The organism is Haladaptatus sp. DYSN1 (assembly GCF_029489995.1).
Lineage (GTDB): Archaea > Halobacteriota > Halobacteria > Halobacteriales > Halococcaceae > QDMS2.
The window spans coordinates 435281-448180 of sequence record NZ_CP120472.1 but is presented as its reverse complement, the minus strand read 5'-3'; the positions used below and the strand labels follow the sequence as shown (position 1 = coordinate 448180).

Below are 12900 nucleotides of genomic sequence, written 5' to 3'. Positions count from 1 at the left end.
GCCGGGTGGCCTCGGTTAGTCCTCGTCGTGGTCGAACAGTTTCTCGATGGTGCGCTGTTCGGCCTGGACGAAGTCGGAGTTGCGCTGTTTCTTGTAGAGGCGTTTGAGCCCCGGATGGTCGAGTGACTGCTCTGCGCTCCATTCGCGGACGAACGACCCGTTGTCGATGTTCCGGAGTTGCTCCTCGGTGAACTCCTTGAGCGGTTCGACGTACTCAGCGACGAACTCGTCGGCCCGCGAGAGTTGACCGTACTGGCTCGTCGGCGAGTGGTACGGCAACTGTCCGAGGAACCCTTCTGCGGCCATCAACTCGAAAATTTCCGCGAGTTCGGTCGAGAGGTAAAGTTCGGACATGATGATCTCCTCGGGGATGCCGTGGGCGCGCTCGACTTCGAACTTCGCCTGGAACGCGCCCATCATCATCGGCACGAGCGCCTGCTCTGAGAGCAAGTCCACCTTCGTCTCCATGTCGAAGGTGCCCTCGACGACGCCCGCCTGCGTCGAACCGATACCCTTCGCGAGCGCCAGCGCGATAGCCGTCGCCTCGCCGGAGGCGTCCTGTTCGACCGCCATGATGCTCGGGAAACTCTTGCCCGCCTCGTACAGGGTGCGCACAGACGGGCCGGCCATCCGCGGTGCGACCAGCACCACGTCCACCGTCTCCGGTGGTTGGATAAGGTCGAAGGTGATGTTGTAGCCGTGAGAGAAGTAGAGAACGTCACCCTCCTCCAGATTCGGATGGATGTGTTCGTCGTACACCGCTGGCGCGACTTCGTCGGGGATGAGCAGGCACACGATGTCGCCCGCGGCCGCCGCTTCGGGAATGCTGAGGGATTCGAATCCATCGTCTTCGACGGTTTCTCGGTAATCGTCAGACCGATTGCCGACGACCACTTCGACACCGGAATCGCGCAGGTTGAGCGCCTGCGAACGCCCCTGGTTGCCATAGCCGATTATCGCCACCGCCCGCTCGTCGAGAGTCGATAGCGTCGCGTCTGCATCGTGGTAAATCGTCGTCTCTGTAGCTGCCATCAGCCGAGTGATTTGTGAGCATGTGTCAAGGCTTTACCGGTCGGACAGACGCGACCAAAACGCGCCCGCCCCTCAGTCGAACGAAACCAGTCGTGCCTCTTTCTCTGCTGGGTCGATACGGTAGCCGTGACCTGGCGTATCCGGGAGGACGACGTGGCCGTCTTCGACGACGGGAGTGGGGTCGAGCACCGGGCCGACGTCGTACTCAGGAATGTATTCGACGATGAAGCCCGTCTGCGCTGCGCTCACGATGTGGGAACTGATGGTATAGTAGAAGTGGGTTGCGACAGGGACGTCGTAGGTGGCGGCGAGGTTCGCGATTGCCATCTGACCCGTGACGCCACCGCCGCGGACGAGGTCGGGTTGGGCAATTTCCATCCCGCCGCTGTCGAGCAGATAGCGAAACTGCTCGGGTCGGTTTATCATCTCCCCGGTGGCGAGCGGTGGTTCCGTTGCCTCCACCACTCGTCGATGGCCCGCGAGGTCGAACTCGGAGATTGGTTCTTCGACCCAGTCGAGCCCATGGGCGGCCATCGCGTCGATGGTTCGAATTGCCTCCGAAACGGTCCACGCCTGATTCGCGTCGACGAAGATTTGGGCAGCCGGCCCGACCGCCTCGCGGACTTCCGCGATACGCCTTGCCTCCTCTGCCGGCGATTTGTCCCCGACTTTTGTCTTGAAAGCGGTAAATCCCTGCTCCGCAAATCCGCCATGGAGGTCGGCCAATTCGTCGAGGTCGTGGTGGGCGTCCATACTCGAAGCGTACGCCCGGACTCTGTCTTCCTCTCCGCCGAGGAGTTTGTACAACGGCTGCCCGGCGGCCTGTGCCTTGATGTCCCAGCAGGCGACGTCGATGGCCGCCCTCGGCCACGCGGAGATACCGAGTTCGCCGTAGTAGACCGTTTGTGCACGGAGCTTTTTTCGAATCGCCTCGGTGGCGAAGGGGTCTTCGCCGACGAGAAGGTCCGCGAACTGCGACTCGACGAACCGTTCGAGTAAGTCGGGCGCGTATCCAAGTGAGTTCATCCACCCAGTTCCCGTATACCCTGCATCAGTGGCAAGTTCCACGACCACGACGTACATATCGGTGACGCTGAGTCGCGAGTCACCAACGACACGGTCGATAGGAAGATGGAGCGTATAGGTCTCTACGTCTGTAATTTCCATGGATAAGGTGCGCGACGAAGCTTGTTAAATGTTCGCACAGGACACAGATTCCGCTGCTTCATTCGAATACCCGGCGTGTGAATCGGAAGGATTCGACTGGTCGGAAAGAGCTATGGTCCTCGTCTCAGCAACGTAGAGTATGTCTGAAACATACACGCACACGCCGGTCTCCGTCCGAGACAAGACGGCAGTCGTCATCGGCGGAACGAGCGGTATCGGACGGGGCATCGCACTTGGATACGCCGCAGAGGGCGCGAACGTCGTGGCGACGAGTCGTACCCAGGAGAAAGTAGAACGCGTCGCTGGGGAGATTCGCGACCAGGGGGCGAAGACGCTCGAAGTCACCTGCGACGTGAGTGACCGGGAATCGCTCGAAACTCTCTACGACGCCGTCGAGGACGAGTTCGGCGGCGCAGACATTCTCGTGAACTCCCCGAGCGCCATCGCCCGGAAGTCCGTGCTCGACGTTTCGGAGGAGGAATGGGCACACGTCCTCGACATCCAGCTGAACGGCGTCTACCGCGCCTCGCAGGTGTTCGCCCGACGAATGGACGCCGGAAATATCATCAACATCGCGTCGCTCTCCTCGGTGGTTACCATCAAAGACCTCATCGCCTACTCGACGGCGAAGGGCGGCATCGACTCGTTCACCAAAGCAGCGGCGAAGGAACTCGCGCCGGACATCCGGGTCAACGCCATCCGCCCGGGGTTCATCGAGACGCCACAGACTGCAGACGCCTACCACGAAGGCTCAGAGCGGTACCGCGAGGTGACAGAGCGGGCGGTCATCCCGCGCATCGGGCAGCCCGAAGACCTCGTCGGGGCCGCCATCTATCTCGCGAGCGACGCGGCGGGCTACACGACCGGCGAAATCGTCACTATCGACGGTGGGTTCACGGCAAGCGCGTTCGAATAAGTCGAAAAAAGCGGGCTCCTATTCGCTCGCCCACGGCGGGTTCAGCCGCGGTGGGCTGAATATTTCCACGCCGACAGCCGGTTCGTCGCCGCGGTTCTCCGCCGCGTGGACCACGTCGCCGGGAATGGCGAACGAGTCGCCCGCTTCGAGGGTGTACTCGGTGTCGTCGATGATAAAGGTGAGTTGGCCCTGTTGGAGGAAACCCGCCTGTTCGTGTTCGTGACTGTGGTCGTCCACGTACGCGCCGGGGTCGATGGTGAAGTGCTGGACGCTCATCCGGTCGCCTGCCGCCAGTTGCGCCAGGTGCACGCCGTCGATTACTTCCGGTGCGTCGCAGTCGCTTCGTGAGACTACGTCCATATGTGACACACTCACGCACCCCTCCTAAAGCTTACCCGAAATCGAGCGGTTTCGCGCCGGAAGACTGCCCCATGGCAAGGGACTATTACCCCGGAGTGAGAGCACAAACCTAGACATGAGCGGTCAATTCGACGGCCAGACAGCAATAGTCACGGGTTCGAGCAAAGGTATCGGCAAGGCAATCGCGATGAAGTTCGCAGCAGAGGGCGCAAACGTCGTGACGAACTCCCGGTCGTACGAGCGAGCAGCTGAAACGTCGGAGGAGATCGAGGCGGCGGGCGGCACGGCGCTCCCAGTCGAGACGGACGTGTCGGACCCCGATTCCGTCGCCGCACTCGTTGACGCGACGGTAGAGCGGTTCGGTCGGCTCGACGTGATGGTGAACAACGCGGGGATGACCATCATCGGCCCAGCAGAGGAAATGGACCCGGCCGACTGGCAGAAGGTCATCGACGTGGACCTCTCGGGGGTCTTCTACGGGTCGCAGGCGGCGGGTCGCCAACTCATCGAACAGGGCGACGGCGGGGCCATCGTCAACGTCTCCAGCATGATGGGTTCGATGGGGCTCGACCGCCGAACACCCTACTGTGCGGCGAAGGGCGGCGTCGACAACATGACGCGAACGCTCGCCGTCGAATGGGCAGAACACGACATCCACGTGAACGCCCTCGCACCCGGGTACATCCGGACGGCCATCACCGACCAGTCCCAGGCATCCGCGGGCTACACGGACCAGGACATCCAGAACCGGACGCCACTCGGGCGGTACGGGTCGACCGAGGAGATGGCCAACTGCGTGCTGTTTCTCGCCGCCCAGAACAACTTCGTGACCGGCGAGGTGCTCACCGCAGACGGTGGCTGGTCGGCCTACGCCTGGGGGAGTGAAGGGAAGTAACGAGTAGGATACGGATGATGGGGTTTTTACGTACTACTATGAGCCTGCACTGAGAGTCTGATGTATGCAAGACGTTACCATCGAGCATGTCGAGACCATCGGCGTCGAAGCGCCGCTCGACGAACCGTTTGGCTACTCGCAATCGTGGGTCGAGACGCGCACCGCGACGCTCGTCAGGATTGAAGCGAGCGACGGCACGGTCGGGTGGGGTGAGTGCTGGGGGCCCGTCGCCGGAACCGGAGAAGTCGTAGAGGAGGTCCTTGCCCCGCATATTCTTGGCGAGAATCCACTCCACGTCGAGCGACTCTACGACCGATTGTACGACGTGGGCCGAGCCACGTACCAGACTATCGTCCCACTGCCGGCGATTAGCGGACTCGACATCGCGCTCTGGGACCTCGCGGGCAAACTCCTCGACCAGCCGGTTTCTGCGCTGCTTGGTGGGCGGCGGCGCGAGCGAATCCGCCCGTACGCAACCGGCCACTACTTCAAACCGGTCGAGGGAATCGAGGCGCAGTACGAGGCCATCTGCGAGGAGGCGGTGGCGAACGCGGAGGCATTTGGCGCTATCAAGTTGAAAGTCGGCCTCGAACTGTGCGGCTACGGACCCGACGAAGACATCGAACTCGTTCGCCGCGTCAGGGACGCGGTGGGTGACGAGACGACGATAATGGTCGATGCGAACTACGCATATGACCGCAAGACCGCCCGCCGAGTCGGGGGTGCGCTCGAAGCAGAAGGCGTCTACTGGTTCGAGGAACCAGTCCCGCCAGAGGACATGGACGGATACGCCTCCCTGCGCGAGACCCTCGACGTCCCAATCGCTGGCGGCGAGTGTCACACGCCGAGCGAGTTCGACCGTCTGTACGCCATGGACGCGCTCGACTTCGCACAACCCGACGTCTGCATCGTCGGCGGACTCACGCCGGCCCGACGCATCGCCACCCGGGGGCGCGACAACGGCGTCGCCGTCGTTCCACACGTCTGGGGGACGGCGGTGGCAATCGGCGCGAGTCTGCAACTCGTCGCAACCGTCGAAGGTCGGCCGTGGCTGGAATTCGACCGCTCTGCGAACCCGCTTCGCGAGGAACTCGCCGTCTCGCCGTTCGTCGCGAGCGACGGGCACGTCTCGATTCCGGACCGCCCCGGCCTCGGCGTCGAACTCGACGAGTCTGCACTCGCCACGTACCGGGTCGATTGAGGGGCGTGCTACCGCGACACGGAGATTGAAGAGGGCGAATTACGAACGGAAAGGTATGACTCGCGTAGCCGCAGTCACGACTGCACTGTACGGCGTGCCCAACGAAGAGGCACTCGCCGACGCCACCCAATCGTTCGACGAACTCGAACTCGTCGTCGTCGAAGTCGAACTCGAAGATGGAACGGAGGGCCTCGGCTTCACCTACACCATCGGTGAAGGCGGGGCGGCAATCAAAACGTTCGTCGAATCGACGCTCGAACCGGTACTGGTGGGCGGTCCCGCCGCCCCGCGCGTCGCCCGCGACCGATGCAGAGCGGCGACGACCTACGTCGGGCGCGAGGGTATCTCCGAACTCGCCATCTCCGCCGTGGACATCGCGCTGTGGGACGCCCTCGGACGACGATGTGACGCGCCGCTGTACGAACTCATCGGCGGCCAGCGTGGGCGCGTGCCGGCCTACCAGACCCACGGCGGGTGGCTCCACTTCGAGAAAGCGGAACTCGTCGAAAACGCCCACGAAACGGCCGAACGCGGCTTCGCCGGCATGAAGATGAAAATCGGCCGTGGGCACGCTGCGGATGCCGCGCGGATTCGCGCCGTCCGCGAAGCCCTCCCTGACGACATGGACCTGATGGTGGACGCAAACTGCGCCTTCACCGTCCCGGAAGCCCGGCGGTTCGCGCGTCACCTCGGTGACGTGCCCCTCGACTGGCTCGAAGAACCCCTCGACAAGGGCGACATGGCCGGCCACGCTGACCTGCGGGCGCGCATCGACGTCCCAATCGCGATGGGTGAGAATCTATTCAACGAGCGTCAGTTCAAGCAGGCCATCGCCGCAGACGCCGCGGACGTCCTCCAGCCAGACGTGTGTCGCGTCGGCGGCATCACCGCCTGGCTCGCGGTGGCAGACACGGCCCGAACCTGGGGCCTCCCAATCTCACCACACTACGTCGAACCCCTGCACATCCACCTGGCCACCGCGTTCGACAACGTTCCCTACATCGAGAACCACTCGACCATCCTCGACAGCGTGCTGGAATCGCCGCCCGCCTTCGAAGACGGTGCGTTCGTGCCACCCGAACGAGCTGGTCACGGCATCCGCTTTGCGGGACTCGACGCGCACAAAAAAGTGGTGCAGGAAAAATAACCGGCGCAGTCAGTTGGTGATGTTCTCGCCGGTTTCGTCGTCGAACAGATGAATCATCTCGAGGCTCGCGGCGAGCTGGACGATTTCGTCTTCTTCGACGGTGCTCTTGGGCGAAACACGGGCGGTGAACTCCTGACCCGAGCCTTCTGCCGTCGTGAGCGTGAAGAATTTCTCCGACCCCATCGGTTCGATGAGTTTCAGGAAGGCGTCGAAGGTGTTCCCTTCTTTCGCCACGTCCGGATTGACCTCCACGTCGTAGACGTCCTCAGGACGCAACCCGAGGGTGAGTCCATCGAGCGGGCCACCCCAATCTTCGACCTGTGCGGCCTTCTCATCGGGGAGTTCGAACTCGAAAACGTCAGAGAGGGCGATGTAGCCGTCCCCTCGACGTTCGAGTTCGACGTCGAAGAAGTTCATCGGTGGTTCGCCGATGAACCCGGCGACGAACTGGTTGACCGGGTTGTCGTAGATGTACTGAGGCGGGGCCAATTGCTGGAGTTCCCCGTCGTTCATCACGGCGACGCGGTCACCGAGCGTCATCGCCTCCGCCTGGTCGTGGGTGACGTAAATCGTCGTCTTGCCCACACGCTTGTGCAGTTCGTTGAGTTCGGTCCGCATCTGTACGCGGAGTTTCGCGTCCAGGTTCGACAGCGGCTCGTCCATAAGGAACACGGCGGGTTCGCGCACGATTGCGCGGCCCAGTGCGACACGCTGTTGCTGCCCGCCGGAGAGTGCCCCCGGTTTCCGGTTCAGCAACTCGGAGATAGAGAGCAGTTCCGCCGTCCGCTCGACGCGGTCCGCAATCTCGTCTTTCGGGTACTTGCGCACCTCGAGTGGGAACGAAATGTTCTCACGGACCGTCTTGTGCGGGTACAGCGCGTAGTTCTGGAAAACCATCGAGATGTCCCGCTGGCGCGGGTCGAGTCCTGTAACGTCCTCGTCCTCGATGATGATACTGCCCTCGGTAGGCGTTTCGAGGCCGGCGACGGTCCGGAGCGTCGTGGTCTTCCCACACCCTGACGGGCCGACGAGGACGAGGAATTCGCCCCGGCGGATGTCGATGGTGATGTCGTCAACCGCGACGACGTCGCTCCCATCGCTCTCCTGGAACACCTTGGTCATACTGTCGATGCGAACGTTGTAGTCCTCCGCCGCGGCCGACGACCCGGCCGCCTCGGTGGACGCTGTCGTTTCTTCGGATTGCATGCTGTTACTCATGAGTTGGTCGTGACGACTGGTGTCGCTCGCGCCCAGTCGGCGCGGGTCTGCGTATCGATTCGAGCCGGATTCGTGTGTGGTCCCATCGTGCTTACTCCCCCTTCATCGCGCCGGCGGTCAGGCCACTCACGATGTACTGTTGGAAGAACAACACGACCAGGATGGTCGGAACGATGGCGAGGACCGCTGCCGCCGCCATCTGGTCCCACGAGACGTTTACCTCACCCACGAAGTCGTACACGGCGACCGAGATTGGTCGCGACGCCAGCGTGTTCGAAATCATGAACGAGAACAGGAACTCCCGCCACGAGTAGAGGAAGGTGAGGATGCCCACCGCGGCCACGCCGGGCTTTGCGAGGGGCAACACGACCTTCCGAAACGCCTGAATCTTCGTACAGCCGTCTACGAGCGCGGATTCGTCGATCTCCTTCGGGATGGAGATGAAGAAGTTGCGCATGATGTAAATCATGAGCGGCAACCAGAGATACACCTGCGCGAGGATGATGCCCGTGGTGCTATTGAGCAGGCCGAACGCAGCCAGTCCCTGGAAGTACGGAATGATGATGCCAATCGGCGGGAACAGCCGCGAGAAGATGACGCCGATGAAGATGGCGTTGTCGAACTTGAAACGGAAGCGGCTGAACCCGTAGCCCGCCGGGATGGCGAGCACCATCACGATGATGGTCGTTGACGTGGAGATGACCATGCTGTTCAGGAGCGCCTTCCAGTAGTTGTTCTCGATGAGTACCTGCTGGTACGCCTCGGTGGTGAGTTCCGGCGGCAGGTACGCGGCGGTGAACACGCCGTCTGCCGTCTTGAACGAGGTGAGCGTCATCCAGAGGATGGGCACGAGGATGGACAGGACGGTCAGTATCATCGCCGCGTGGACGACGTACGGACCTTCGACTACGTTCCAGAAGGCCTGTCGCTTCTCGTAGCTGATCCGCTCGAAGCTATCCTGCGTGCTCATCGGTGACCACCCTTCCGGGGTGCGTCTGTCGTCGGTAGATGTGTGTCGTACATTGGTCTCATTCCTCGATTCGTTCGAGCACCACCGTCACGTAGAAGATGGCGAGCAGTACCGTAATCGCGACGAGGAACACCGCGATTGCAGAACCGTACCCGAAGTCCAGTTTGATCATCCCCTCGCGGTAGATGTACACCGCGAGCGTGGTCGTTCTGACGCCGGGGCCACCCTGCGTCATCGGATAGATGATGGCGAACGCCCGGAACGCGAACATCCACGAGATGAGGCCGACGATGGCCATGTACGGGCGCAGGTACGGGACCGTGATGTTCCAGAACCGCTGGAGCGTCGTCGCGCCGTCCACCTTGGCCGCGTCGTACATGTGCTGGGGAATCGACTGCAACCCAGCGAGGAACACGACCATCGCAAACGGCATGCGCAGCCACGCGTCGACGAACGTCACGAGCGGGAGCGCGAGTTCCTTGTTCGCGAGCAGGCTGATGGGACCGTCGGTGAGACCGAAGTCCATCAGGAGCATGTTCAACAGCCCGTAGGGCTGGCTCACGAAAATCCACTTCCAGGTGAGCGCGACCACGGCGAGTGGGAGCGCCCACGAGAAGAGGATGATGGTCGAGTACGTCGAGCGAAGGCGCTTGCTCACGACCTGGTTCGCGGCGAGCGCAACGCCGAGTCCCGCGGTGAACGAGAGAATCAGCGACCCGAAGGAGTAAATCAACGTCTGCTTCAGGTACAGCCAGAACTCGGGGGCCGAGAACAGCCGGGTGTAGTTATACAGCGGCTTGAAAATCGGCTCCGGGAGCCCAGGCGCGGTGAAGAACAGCGACTGGTAGAACATCCACAAGACGGGGTACAGGAAGATGGCCGTGATGATGGCCAGCGGCGGCCCGAGCATCACGAGGACGACGTGGTCGTTCGCCCACTTGCTCAACTTCCCGACGAACCCGTTCGCGGACGTATCGAGCCCTCCCGGGGAGACATCAGTTGACATGAGTTTGACCTGTGTGCATGAATATGGTGAAGTGTGGTTATGTCCCGATTACTGCCCGAGGACCGTGTCGATGAAGGTCTGGGCCGCATCGAGTGCTTCCTGTGCGGATTTCTCGCCGGAGTAGGCGAGGCCGAGTTCCTCGCTGACCTTCTGCATGACCGCCCGCTGCTGTGGGAAGGTCTCGTTTTTCGCGACTTCCATCGTCTTCCCGCGAACTCTCGAGAACGGGACGGCGTCGACCTCTGCGGCCTCGTCGTACGGTTTCTTCGGCCAGCTCAGGTTGCTCTCGACGACGTACTCCCACCAGCCGTTCTCGTGGGAGAAGCGGGCGTCTTGCAGCAGTGCGCCCGCGACCTTCTCCGGCGTCGGCGCGAAGGCGTTGGTCGCGAGGACGGGACCGCCTGCCCAGGTCGCCTGCGTCGGACTGGGGCCGACGTTTGCCTTCGGCGGCGGCGCGAGCACGTACTGGGAGTCCAGTTCGTACTTCTCGCCGGCGTCCGCGAACAGGTCCGTCGCCACGGGAACCATTGCGAGGTTGCCAGAGAGGAACCCGTCTGCGAGGTCGCCCTGCGTCCAGGTGGTCGAGGCGTCGGGGAGCCAGCCGTTGTCGAGCCACTCGATGAGTTTCTCGAGGGCGGCGAGCGCACCCGGCCCGTTGACCTTGATACTCTCATCGTCCTGGATGTACTGGCCGCCGGTCTGGTACCAGTGGATGCGGAAGTCACGCTCGGTGTATGTGAGCGAGGACCCGCGGAAGCCCCACGCGTGAATGCCGGTGCCCTCGAACGCTTGCATCACGGTTTCTAAGTCGTCCCACGACCAGTTGCCGTTCTTGATGCCGTCGATGACGCTCGAGTCGATGCCCTGTTCTTCGAGCATGTCGACCCGGACGTGGACTGGGTTGCCCTCGACGTTCGCGGGCGCGCCCCAGTTCGTGCCGTCCCACGTGAACGTCTGTTTCATCAGTGGCAGGTACGGTTCGTACATCTCCTCTTCCGGGAGGAGGAAGTCTGCCGGTTCGAGCCACCCGTTCTGTGCGTACGTCGTCATCGACGTGTCGGTCGTTGCTTGCAGCAGATGCGGGTCGCCCTGTTTCGAGGACAGCGTCGCAGCCATCTTCGGAATCGCCTGGTCGACGACGATCTGGATGCGCTCTACGGAGATGCCCGTCTTCTCCTCGAACATGGCGTCGACCGCGGCCGTGGCCGGGTCGAACTGCATGTCACCGTAGTTCAGAACTTTGAGCGTGTCGACCTCGCTCGCCACGGTCTCCTCCCAGCCTTTCGGGGGTTCCCACGTCGAACTCTTTACCGATTCAGACTGGAGCCACCCGTCGGACGTATAGAGGGCGTCTCCAGTGGGAATCTGCGACCGTTTCTCCATCGGCCACTCGTCGAGCGACGTCGTTCGGCGCTGTTTCCAGTTTGACGAAAAGTCAATTTTTCCGATTGCCTTCTGGAATTCCGAATCACTACTGCCGCCACCACCGCCGCCGCCAGGGTTCTGGTTCGCGCCATCGCCGCTGTTACCACCCATACAACCAGCAAACCCAGCAGCTGCGCCGCTACCGAGGTATGCTAACATTTCTCTCCTACTGAGACCACCAATGCTATCAAATGCCATACAACGAAGTAATTACTCAAACAACCAATACCACTTTTGGTAGACGCAACATTTGTCAGTTAATAATCAACCGGCAAAGAACGGCGCAGCGTGTCGGATTCGTCTATTCGAGGTATTTCGAAGTTCCTTAACCTACACATCGTTTAAAATAAAGAACGGAACGCACCGGTCAGGCCGGTTCGGGCGCACGGAGGACGAAGGCGATACCAGCTATCGCGACGACTGTGGCGAAGCCGTAGCCAGCGGTCCACGAGAACGTCTCGATGAGCCACCCGGCTACGACGGGCGCGGAGAGCGACCCGAACGTTGAGATGGTCGTAAGGACCGCGAGGCTCGTACCCGCTGCGCCCTCGTCGGCGAGCTCACTCACGAGAACGAACACGACGCCGATGCCCAGTTGTGAACTCAGCCCCGCCGCAGCGAGGAGCGCGGCGAAGCCGACCGGCGTGGCGACCAGCGAGATGGCGGCGATAACCGGCAACGAGAGGACGAACGAGGCGATGACGACGGGGCCACGCCGACCCCCAAACCGGTCAGAGAGCCACCCGCCGCCCGGCCGAGAGAGGATGCCGGTGAAGGGGACGAGCGCCGTCGCGGCCCCCGCCGCGGCGAGGTTGATGGAGAGCACCTCGGTGGCGTAAGTGGGCATCCACGAACTGAAAAAGACGAACAGGGCGTACGCGCAGGCGGCGGCCATCGAGACCGACAGCACCGCCGGGTTGCGGAGCGCAGTGGAGAACTCGCCGAGTGAGATGCGCGAGTCGCTTCGAACCGGCGTCCGACGGACGACGAACAGCCCGAGGAGGCCAGCGATGACGATGAACGGGTAGACGAAGAACACGGTCTGCCAGCCCGCCGCACCCGCGATGAGCGGACTGCCGAACTGCGCGATTGCCTGTCCGGCCGGGCCGCTCGCCACGAACAGACTCGTGCCGAGGGCGCGGCGATGCTCGCCGAACACCCGATTGACGATGTTCGTGTTGGCCGTCCAGAGGAACGCGCCGGTTGCCCCCGCGACGAAGCGCGTCACCAGAAACAGGTCGTAGCTCGAAACGACGGCCCCAGCCCACGCGGCGAGGACGAACACGCAAACGCCGCCGAACACGAGTCGACGGTTGTCGTAGCGGTCCGTGAGCAACCCGCCGGGGATACCGAAGACACCCCAGCTGAGGAAGAAGACGCTGATGGCGAGCCCCGCCGCTGGTTTGTCGATGCCGAACTCGGCGGTGAGCAGCGGAATGATGCTCGCCGGGGCGATGAGGTAGGCGTTGAACCCCGCGGCCATCGTGAAACAGCACGCGAGGACGGCCCAGGGTCGCCACGCTCGATTGGAAGTCACACCGGAGAACGGACAGCGACCAGTAA

12 protein-coding genes are annotated in these 12900 nt (G+C 62.5%); 4 read left to right on the top strand and 8 right to left on the bottom strand.

Annotation, left to right across the window (positions count from 1 at the left end; translation table 11 throughout):
* Positions 1-15 precede the first annotated feature (15 nt).
* Together ilvC and P0648_RS19685 are read right to left on the bottom strand one after the other, a co-directional pair.
* Positions 16-1044, bottom strand: coding sequence for a ketol-acid reductoisomerase (gene ilvC, locus P0648_RS19690; protein ID WP_303659392.1), 1029 nt, complete (start codon positions 1042-1044; stop codon positions 16-18).
* Positions 1045-1104: 60 nt separating this feature from the next.
* Complete coding sequence (locus P0648_RS19685; protein WP_276275207.1) at positions 1105-2199, bottom strand: mandelate racemase/muconate lactonizing enzyme family protein; 1095 nt, start codon at positions 2197-2199, stop codon at positions 1105-1107.
* A 139-nt stretch (positions 2200-2338) separates the two neighbouring features.
* Here P0648_RS19685 and P0648_RS19680 point away from each other — a divergent pair, with 139 nt between their 5' ends.
* Entirely contained in the window at positions 2339-3115 is a 777-nt protein-coding gene (locus P0648_RS19680) for an SDR family NAD(P)-dependent oxidoreductase (protein WP_276248892.1), read from the top strand.
* Positions 3116-3133: 18 nt separating this feature from the next.
* Here the strand turns inward: P0648_RS19680 and P0648_RS19675 are convergent, their stop codons facing one another.
* On the bottom strand, positions 3134-3475 hold the full coding sequence (locus P0648_RS19675; RefSeq protein WP_276248891.1) for a cupin domain-containing protein: 342 nt from the start codon (positions 3473-3475) through the stop codon (positions 3134-3136).
* Between the two features lie 115 nt (positions 3476-3590).
* On the opposite strand from P0648_RS19675, the gene P0648_RS19670 reads away from it, so the two are divergent.
* From P0648_RS19670 to P0648_RS19660, 3 genes are all read left to right on the top strand, one after another.
* Positions 3591-4370, top strand: a complete 780-nt coding sequence (locus P0648_RS19670) for an SDR family NAD(P)-dependent oxidoreductase (RefSeq protein WP_276248890.1) — start codon at positions 3591-3593, stop codon at positions 4368-4370.
* 64 nt (positions 4371-4434) lie between these two features.
* Positions 4435-5571 (top strand): mandelate racemase/muconate lactonizing enzyme family protein, encoded by a 1137-nt coding sequence (locus P0648_RS19665; RefSeq protein WP_276275208.1) that lies wholly within the window; start codon positions 4435-4437, stop codon positions 5569-5571.
* A 55-nt stretch (positions 5572-5626) separates the two neighbouring features.
* The gene (locus P0648_RS19660; protein ID WP_276248888.1) at positions 5627-6718 is read left to right on the top strand and encodes a mandelate racemase/muconate lactonizing enzyme family protein; all 1092 of its coding nucleotides are present in this window, start codon (positions 5627-5629) and stop codon (positions 6716-6718) included.
* 9 nt (positions 6719-6727) lie between these two features.
* Here the strand turns inward: P0648_RS19660 and P0648_RS19655 are convergent, their stop codons facing one another.
* From P0648_RS19655 to P0648_RS19635, 5 genes are all read right to left on the bottom strand, one after another.
* On the bottom strand, positions 6728-7924 hold the full coding sequence (locus tag P0648_RS19655) for an ABC transporter ATP-binding protein (RefSeq protein WP_276248887.1): 1197 nt from the start codon (positions 7922-7924) through the stop codon (positions 6728-6730).
* A 103-nt stretch (positions 7925-8027) separates the two neighbouring features.
* Positions 8028-8906: a carbohydrate ABC transporter permease gene (locus P0648_RS19650; RefSeq protein WP_276248886.1), complete on the bottom strand. Its 879-nt coding sequence runs from the start codon at positions 8904-8906 to the stop codon at positions 8028-8030.
* A gap of 58 nt (positions 8907-8964) precedes the next feature.
* A complete protein-coding gene (locus P0648_RS19645) occupies positions 8965-9912 on the bottom strand; it encodes a carbohydrate ABC transporter permease (protein ID WP_276248885.1) in 948 nt (315 codons plus the stop codon).
* Positions 9913-9960: 48 nt separating this feature from the next.
* A complete protein-coding gene (locus P0648_RS19640) occupies positions 9961-11448 on the bottom strand; it encodes an ABC transporter substrate-binding protein (RefSeq protein WP_276248884.1) in 1488 nt (495 codons plus the stop codon).
* A 256-nt stretch (positions 11449-11704) separates the two neighbouring features.
* Positions 11705-12874 (bottom strand): nitrate/nitrite transporter, encoded by a 1170-nt coding sequence (locus P0648_RS19635; RefSeq protein WP_276248883.1) that lies wholly within the window; start codon positions 12872-12874, stop codon positions 11705-11707.
* Positions 12875-12900: the final 26 nt, after the last annotated feature.